This is a genomic window from Cephaloticoccus capnophilus (assembly GCF_001580045.1).
GTDB lineage: Bacteria > Verrucomicrobiota > Verrucomicrobiia > Opitutales > Opitutaceae > Cephaloticoccus > Cephaloticoccus capnophilus.
This window is the reverse complement of sequence record NZ_LSZP01000061.1, coordinates 1-7,121: the sequence shown is the minus strand read 5'-3', so window position 1 is coordinate 7,121 and position 7,121 is coordinate 1. Positions and strand designations below refer to the sequence as shown.

Annotated in this window: 7 protein-coding genes; 1 reads left to right on the top strand and 6 read right to left on the bottom strand. The window is 62.4% G+C overall.

The features are described from left to right. On the bottom strand, positions 1 to 573 hold a 573-nt coding region (locus tag AXK12_RS07950), incomplete at its 3' end, for a type 2 periplasmic-binding domain-containing protein (RefSeq protein ID WP_156468936.1). Between the two features lie 261 nt (positions 574 to 834). Here AXK12_RS07950 and AXK12_RS07945 point away from each other — a divergent pair. After that, the gene (locus AXK12_RS07945) at positions 835 to 1,704 is read left to right on the top strand and encodes an energy transducer TonB (protein ID WP_068713216.1); all 870 of its coding nucleotides are present in this window, start codon (positions 835 to 837) and stop codon (positions 1,702 to 1,704) included. A gap of 333 nt (positions 1,705 to 2,037) precedes the next feature. Here AXK12_RS07945 and tsaE read toward each other — a convergent pair whose 3' ends face one another. The 5 genes from tsaE to AXK12_RS07920 all read right to left on the bottom strand — a co-directional run bounded on the left by tsaE (position 2,038) and on the right by AXK12_RS07920 (position 6,819). Beyond that, on the bottom strand, positions 2,038 to 2,568 hold the full coding sequence (tsaE, locus tag AXK12_RS07940) for a tRNA (adenosine(37)-N6)-threonylcarbamoyltransferase complex ATPase subunit type 1 TsaE (protein ID WP_068713214.1): 531 nt from the start codon (positions 2,566 to 2,568) through the stop codon (positions 2,038 to 2,040). Beyond that, positions 2,549 to 3,484 carry a thiamine-phosphate kinase gene (locus AXK12_RS07935; protein WP_068713217.1) on the bottom strand — a complete coding sequence of 312 codons (936 nt, stop codon included), beginning with the start codon at positions 3,482 to 3,484 and terminating at the stop codon, positions 2,549 to 2,551. Before AXK12_RS07935 ends, tsaE begins: the two co-directional genes overlap by 20 nt. Positions 3,485 to 3,558: 74 nt before the next feature. After that, positions 3,559 to 4,413, bottom strand: coding sequence for a CPBP family intramembrane glutamic endopeptidase (locus AXK12_RS07930; protein ID WP_082782749.1), 855 nt, complete (start codon positions 4,411 to 4,413; stop codon positions 3,559 to 3,561). A 14-nt stretch (positions 4,414 to 4,427) separates the two neighbouring features. Next, the gene (locus tag AXK12_RS07925) at positions 4,428 to 5,771 is read right to left on the bottom strand and encodes a dihydroorotase (RefSeq protein ID WP_068713210.1); all 1,344 of its coding nucleotides are present in this window, start codon (positions 5,769 to 5,771) and stop codon (positions 4,428 to 4,430) included. 49 nt (positions 5,772 to 5,820) lie between these two features. Continuing rightward, on the bottom strand, positions 5,821 to 6,819 hold the full coding sequence (locus AXK12_RS07920) for an aspartate carbamoyltransferase catalytic subunit (protein ID WP_068713208.1): 999 nt from the start codon (positions 6,817 to 6,819) through the stop codon (positions 5,821 to 5,823). Positions 6,820 to 7,121: the final 302 nt, after the last annotated feature.

The window sequence follows — 7,121 nt, the reverse complement described above, 5'->3', positions numbered from 1 at the left end:
GCCGTCCAAATCGGTCATCAGCGGCCGCATGACGCGGAAATAATCGTCCCAAGTCTCGATTTGCGCCATGTCTTCGTCACTTATTCCGGCTGCCTCGGCTAGATCGGAGCGATAAGCCAGCAGGGCGGGCGCCGCAGTAATCGGAAGTCCAAAATTGCGTCCGCGATGAGAGTGCTGTAGAAGCACGGTTCGGTCATACTGCTCGTACAGTCCCTCTTCGTGAAGTCGATCAGTGATATCTAGGAAGCCGATTTGATCAAGGGGGCCGTGGTATACCCTAGGATACATCCCCTCGTGTGTTTCCAATAGATCGGCGACCGGTGTGCCTGAGAGGAAGCCCGAAATCATCCGGTGCTCAATCACATTGGGATGTAGCATCGTCATCGTGAAGCGACGTTCCGGCGGATGCTCCTCATTCCAGTGTGCGATCGGCTCGATATAGGCGTCGCGATGCGGAGTGGCGAAAACCCAAAAAGTGATGCCATCGGGCTCTCTGTAAGGGATCAATGCTACGAGAACGGCACTTGCAATCGCAAGGCAGAAAATGACAGCAGATCCGGGGGAAAGTCTCATGGGGAAATGCTAGGGGTTCGAGGGGGCTGGGGTGGGGTGGAAGCAACGACTAACTTGGGGGGGAGTAAGGGGAAAGCGAGCGAGCAGGGCAAGAAATGAGAGCTATGGTAACAAAATAAGAAAAGGGCTGTGCTGGTTTTGCATTCCCCAAACGGCCGGACTTTGCGCTACGGCGGCCGGTTTTACAGACCGTCCTTTGGGGAAAATGGGCTAAAACGTCCTCGCCACTACTGCGCTCGCTGTTTCCGTTAAGCACACGTCATGCAGGAAAATAGACCCAAGGCGTTTTTTCTGTCGCTCGGCCTCCATGCCGCGCTGGGGGCGGCCATTGTGTTTTTTTCCTACACCGTGCGAGCCCGGGTCAAACCGCAGCCTCATCTCTTTGAACTCGTGGCGGGCCCGGGCGAAAACTACGCCGCGCTCGAAGCCCCACTGGGCGATGACAGTGCGCCTGCCGAAACGGCAATCCGCTTCGAGTTGCCTGAGCCGCCACCAAGCCCCGTCCGCGAACCCGAACCTCCAGCTCCGCCACCGGTGTTGGAGACGGCCCCAGAGGTTTCACCGATCGAGCTTGCTCCCGAAGCGCCTAACCCGGAATCGCCGAAGCCGGCTCCACCGCCGCGCCGCAACGACAACGCGACTCCCAAACCCGCTCCGCCGAAACCCGAGCCAAAGCCGATGACGAAGGCCGAGTTCGACCGGCTCCACGGTAACAAGCCGAATCCGACCGCTGTAAAGCCTACGGCCAATCGCCCAGCTCCGCCCGTCCGCCAAATCAGCACACGCGGGATTGTCGGCGGCTCGCCGAGCGTGAGCGAGGGCGCGGGAGGCACCGCACTTAGCCGCGCGGAGAGCGACTTGCTCGAAGCCTATATCGCGCTCCTGCGCCAACGGCTCCGCGCCGCGCACACAAAACCCGCAGGGCTCAGCGACCTGCTCCAAGCCAAAGTCCGCTTCGCAATCGCCGCCGATGGCACGCTCTCGAATCTGCGCATCGTTACTTCCTCGGGCAGCCGCGAGTTCGATGACTCCGTTTTGGCCGCGTTTAGGAAGGTCCGCTCAATCGGCCCGACACCCAACGGTAAAGCCGATACCTGGGAACTCACCTTTAAACTCCGCGACGGGAGCTAGGGGCTGGTAGTGTTTTTTTCACTCCGCGTGGGGCGGCAGGCTGTGCCTGCACCCATTTACAGAGCCGCTTGGTTGCCGTGCATTCGCGCAGCAGCCAAGCGGCTCTGTGAAAAGGAACCCAAACTTGGAGACGGGAGCTTATTCGTGATTTTTCCCACCTCGCCCAAACGGGTTATCACTCTACTTTCCCCTCCCTGTCGCAACGCGACAGGGGGAATGCTTTCAAATTTGGGATTTCGCTTTCGCGCGATAGCGCGATGAGAAATCCTAAATTGAACGGGTGCAGCGACACGCTGCCGCCCCACGCGGAGTGGAGAAAGCCGCACGGGCTGCTTAGCTTAGCTGGATTTTGTGAGTGTGGGCGGAGGCGATTGAGAGGGTGAGGTGGAGGGTGTTTTGCGGGAGCCAGTCGGCGATTTTTTCGGGCCACTCGATTGCGAGGCACCAAGGGCTTTGGAGGAAGTCTTCGAGGAGCAGGGCTTCGACTTCGGAGGCGGTGTCGAGTCGGTAGGCGTCGAGGTGCAGGAGTGTCGTCGGTCGCGGCCTAAGCGGGGCAGTAGTAGAGGCAGTTTGCCCGTTTTTTTCTAGTGTTGTTGCGGCGGTGATTCCGTTTTCGGTTTCGGCGGTTTCGGCTCGGTAGAGGCTGTAGAGCGAGAAGGTGGGGCTGGTGATGGCTTCGCGGATACCGAGGCCGCGCGCGAGGCCGCGCACGAAAGTCGTTTTGCCTACGCCGAGATCGCCGTGGAGGGCGAGGGTGGTGTCGGCGGGAAGTTCGCGTGCGAAGGCAGTGGCGGCGGCTTCGCACTCTTCTGCGCTATGGGTGAGGAGGCCCGCGCGCAGTTGGCTAAAGGTGCTCGTAGCCATGATAGTTTGCTAGATTGAGCGCGGCCTCGGAGCGAGTGCCTGCGAGAACGAATTGGCCGAGGCGGGTGAGTGAGGTCTTGGGAAAGGCGGCGCGCCAGCGTCGCTCGAAGTCGCTGCGGCGGGCCTTGGCGGCGAGCGTGAAAATGAGTTCGTAGTCTTCGCCGTCGCAGATCGCGGAGCGGGGGTTGGCGCCGCGGCGGAGTGGGAGTTTTTCAGCCAAAATTTCGGCTTCGAGGCCGGGGCTTTGGAGGGATTTTAGGTCTTTGGCGAGGCCGTCGCTGATATCGATCATGGAGCGGACGGCGCGTTGGCAGGCGAGCCAAGCCCCTTCGGCGAGGCGCGGGGTAAAGCGGTAGTGGTGGCCGGTGCCTAGCGTGTTGCCTAGCTGTCCGGTGACGTAAATCGAGTCGCCTGCTTGTGCGCCGCGACGAGTGAGCGTACGGCTGCCGTGCGCGGGGTTGCCCAGGAGGGTGAGGCTGGCGGAAAGGTGCCCCGGGACGGTCGATGCGGTGATGTCGCCGCCGACGATTGGGACGGCGTAGTGGCGGGCGCAATCGGCGAGGGCGCGGTAAAAGCCGGCGAGCCAGCGCAGGCTCGTGCGCGGCTCGAGGGTGAGGGCGAGGACGGCAGCGGTGGGCAGGCCGCCCATTGCGGCGAGGTCGCTGAGGTTGCGCTTGAGGAGTTTTTGTGCGGTCGCTCGGGGCGACATCGTATCGTTGAAATGGCCGCCGTAGACGACGGGGTCGATGGTGATGAGCCGAGCGGCTTTTCCGCGCGGGAGGATGGCGCAGTCGTCGCCCATGCCGTAGGGTTCGGCGGGGGCAGCACTGCCGAGCCAGTCGCGGATTTTGTCCAAGAGTCGGACTTCGCCGAGGGCGGAGACTGACTCGCTTCTTTTATCAGTAAAGGGATGCATGTGGCGCGTGGGGGCGCAGCCGCCTTCCATTGCCGAGGGGAGGGCAGTTGTTAGCGGAAGGTCTGGCGGAGGAGTTATTCTACGCCGAGGCCGGCAAGGATCATGACGATGGTGTTTAGGTTAAAGAGGGCGTGAGCGAGGATGGGGACGGCGATCGTGCCGCTGCGTTCGTAGGCGAGCGCGAAGACGATGCCGAGCACGGCGAGCGGGACGAAGCTGGCGAGGTTCGCATGCATCGCGGCAAAGAGGAGCGCGGGCAGTGCGAGTGCGACCCAGCGCGGGGTGCGGGTGCGAAGAAAGCGGAAGAGGCCCGCGCGGAAAACGAGTTCTTCGGTAATGGGTGCACTCACGACCGCGAGCAGGGCCATACTGCCGAGTATGAGCGCCGAGTCGGTTTCGGCGAAGATGCCCACCAGGTCTTGCTCGTGAATTTCGATGCCGCAGAGCCGGAGGAGGCTCTGCCAAGCGAGCGCGGACGCCGCGACGAGCGGTAAGGCGATGAGCAGGGTGCCGAGGCCTCGCGCCCAAACGGAGCGCGGTGCGGTTCGGGTTTTCTCCTCGCGCCGGAGTGCGAGCCGGAAGAAGGCCACTCCGGCGAGCATGCCGCCGTGAAAGGCTCCACCGAGTAGGAGTGTGGCGGCGCTGCGGTCGCTTTCAGCGTTAATGTCGATTCCGAAGAGAGCGAGGAGTGGGGAGCAGATCATCTGCGCAAGCAGGCCGCCGGTGATGACGCAAAAGATGAAGAGAAGGAAATCGGTGGAGCTGATGTCCCAGAGCAAGGTCGTATCGGCGCGAGCGCGCGCGGCCGCAGCGGCTTTTCTCCCGCTGGCAGAGAGGACGTGGCGAACGAGTAGGAAGAGGCCGGAGACGACGAAAACGACTTCGATCAGGCCAACGATTTGTGGGCCCAACATTACGGGGGAATTCATTTTGCGCGCTTGGGCTACGGCTGCGTGGTTGAGGCGGCGTCTGCCGCATCCGCAGTGATCCGGCCTTGGTCGTAGACGATTTTCCCAGCGCAAATCGTGGTGTGCACGCGACCTGTGAGTTCTTGGCCGTCCCAGGGGGAGTTCTGCGATTTGCTAAATCCGCGGGCAGTTTCGTAACGCCAAGTTTCGTCGGGAGCGAAGAGGCAGATATCGGCGGGGGCACCGGCGCTGAGCGTGCCCGCACCGTCGTGAAGTTTTAGGACGTTTGCCGGGCGGCGAGTCATCAGGTCGAGGACTTGGGAGAGGGACATCCCGGCTTCGCGGTGGAGGACTGAGAGGGTGATCGGCAGCGAAGTTTCGAGGCCGAGAATGCCGAAGGGCGCGTGGTCGAACTCGCGGTCTTTTTCGTAATTGGCGTGCGGGGCATGGTCGGTCGCTATGGCGTCGATGGTGCCGTCTCGTAGGCCAGCGATGAGGGCTTGGCGGTCGGCCTCGGTGCGCAGCGGCGGGTTCATTTTGAAGTGGGTGTTGTAGCTGGCGAGGGCCTCGTCGGTGAGGGCGATGTGGTGCGGGGTCGCCTCGCCGGTGACACGGATGCCTCGTGCTTTTGCGTCGCGGAGCAGTTCCACGGAGTAGGCACTGGTGAGGTGCTGCATGTGGATGTGCGCGCCGGTGTAGTGGGAGAGGATGATGTTGCGCGCGACGATGATGTCTTCGGCGGCGTTGGGCCAGCCGCGCAGTCCGAGGCGGGTGGAGACCGTGCCTTCGTTCATGACGGCTCCGGCAGTGAGTGTGTGGTCTTGGCAGTGGTCGAGGAGCGGCAGGTCGAACATTTTGGCGTATTCGCAAGCGCGACGCATGAGCTCGTTGCTCTGCACGCAGTCGCCGTCGTCGGTGATTGCGACGATGCCAGCGCGGGCGAGTGAGCCGATGGGCGCGAGTTGCTCGCCGCGCATGCCTACGGTGATGCAGCCGGTGGGATAAACGCGGATGACGGCATCGCGCTTTATGGCATCGTGGATGAGTTGGATCGTCGCGGGGCTGTCGCCGACGGGGCTGGTGTTGGCCATGCAGACGACGCTGGTAAAGCCGCCTGCCGCTGCGGCGCGAGAGCCCGTGCCGATGGTCTCTTTGTGGACTTGGCCGGGCTCGCGGAGGTGCACTTGGATGTCGATGAGGCCCGGGCTGGCGACGAGGCCGTGAGCGTCGATTTGGGTCGCGGCAGCGCGGTCGGTAGCGGAGAGGGAATCGACGAAGCAGCCGTCTTTAACAAAGAGCTCGCCGGGCGCGTCGCGGTTTGTGGCGGGGTCGATGATGCGGGCGTTGCGTATCCAGAGGGGGGGCGTGTGTGTTTTCATTAAATGGAGACGAGGGCGTGCGCGTAAGACTCGTGCAGGGGATTAGGGCTTAGGCTGCGGGGAGGGGCTGGCCTCCGAGGCACAGGTGCAGGACCGCCATGCGAATGGCGACGCCGTTGGTCACTTGGTTGAGGATGACGCTGTGCGGGCCGTCGGCCAGGTCGCTGTCGATTTCGACGCCGCGGTTGATCGGGCCGGGGTGCATGATGATGGCGTTGGGGTGAAGCCAGCTCGCGCGGGTTTTGTTGAGCCCGAAGAGGCTCGTGTACTCGCCGAGTGAGGGGAATAGGCTGCGGGACTGGCGTTCGTGCTGTATCCGCAGTAGCATGACGACCTCGGCATCGGCGAGGGCGCGGCGCAGGTCGTGCGAGACGCGCACGCCAAGTGCGGCAAAGTATGGAGGGACGAGCGTGGAGGGGCCGACTATAGTGACGTCGGCCCCGAGCGTGCGGAGGGCGTGGATGTTTGAGCGGGCGACGCGGCTAAAGAGTATGTCGCCGAGGATGACGACGCGGCGACCGCGCAAGTCGGGAGCCAGCAAGATCTCCCCATTGTTTTCTGCGTGACTGCTCGCTGACGAACGCCCCGAGAAATGCTCGCGCATGGTGAAGGTATCGAGGAGCCCTTGGGTGGGGTGGGCGTGGGCGCCGTCGCCTGCGTTGATGATTGGGATGTTTAGGATTTTGGAGAGGTAGAGCGGCGAGCCTGCGGCAGCGTGGCGGATGACGATGGCGTCGGCCTGCATAGCCTGGATGTTTTCGGCGGTGTCGCGGAGCGTCTCGCCCTTAGTGGTCGAGGAGGATTTGCCTTCGAGCGAGACGGTGTCGGCCCCGAGTCGCTTGGATGCGATTTCAAAGGCCATGCGGGTGCGGGTGCTCGGCTCTAGGAAGAGGTTGACAATGGTCTTGCCCTTTAGGCTGCGGGGAGCAGCGGCCGACTCGGAGGCTTGTAGGCTGCGCTTAAAGGCGGCAGCGGTGGCGTGAATGTGATCAATCTCGGCTAGCGAGAGGTCTTCGAGGCAGAGGAGGTGGCGGCGCGTCCAAGTCATCTTGGGCGGCCATAAGGGAGAGTGCCCGCGCCTGCTTCGAGATTTTAATTTCACCCTAGGCCCTGCTCCCGTTTCAAACACGAGCCGCGCTGCACCCAAAACCTGGCTCCGTCGCGGCTACGTCTAAAACGGGAACAGCCCCTAACATCGGGCTGAGTGAGAATTCCCTATCTCCCTAGCAGAAGCGGGGGGTCAATCGCAGGGAGGGGAGAGAAGTCCCCAGGGGGATATTGGGTAAATACTAGAGCGTAGCAATTGGTTATTTTCTGTTTATAGGGTTATATCTACGTTGATGAAATAGA

Coding starts and splice junctions, on each gene's coding strand:
- AXK12_RS07930 (WP_082782749.1), bottom strand. CDS start 4,413: ATGAATTCCCCCGTAATGTTGGGCCCACAAATCGTTGGCCTGATCGAA.
- AXK12_RS07920 (WP_068713208.1), bottom strand. CDS start 6,819: ATGACTTGGACGCGCCGCCACCTCCTCTGCCTCGAAGACCTCTCGCTA.
- tsaE (WP_068713214.1), bottom strand. CDS start 2,568: ATGGCTACGAGCACCTTTAGCCAACTGCGCGCGGGCCTCCTCACCCAT.
- AXK12_RS07945 (WP_068713216.1), top strand. CDS start 835: ATGCAGGAAAATAGACCCAAGGCGTTTTTTCTGTCGCTCGGCCTCCAT.
- AXK12_RS07925 (WP_068713210.1), bottom strand. CDS start 5,771: ATGAAAACACACACGCCCCCCCTCTGGATACGCAACGCCCGCATCATC.
- AXK12_RS07935 (WP_068713217.1), bottom strand. CDS start 3,484: ATGCATCCCTTTACTGATAAAAGAAGCGAGTCAGTCTCCGCCCTCGGC.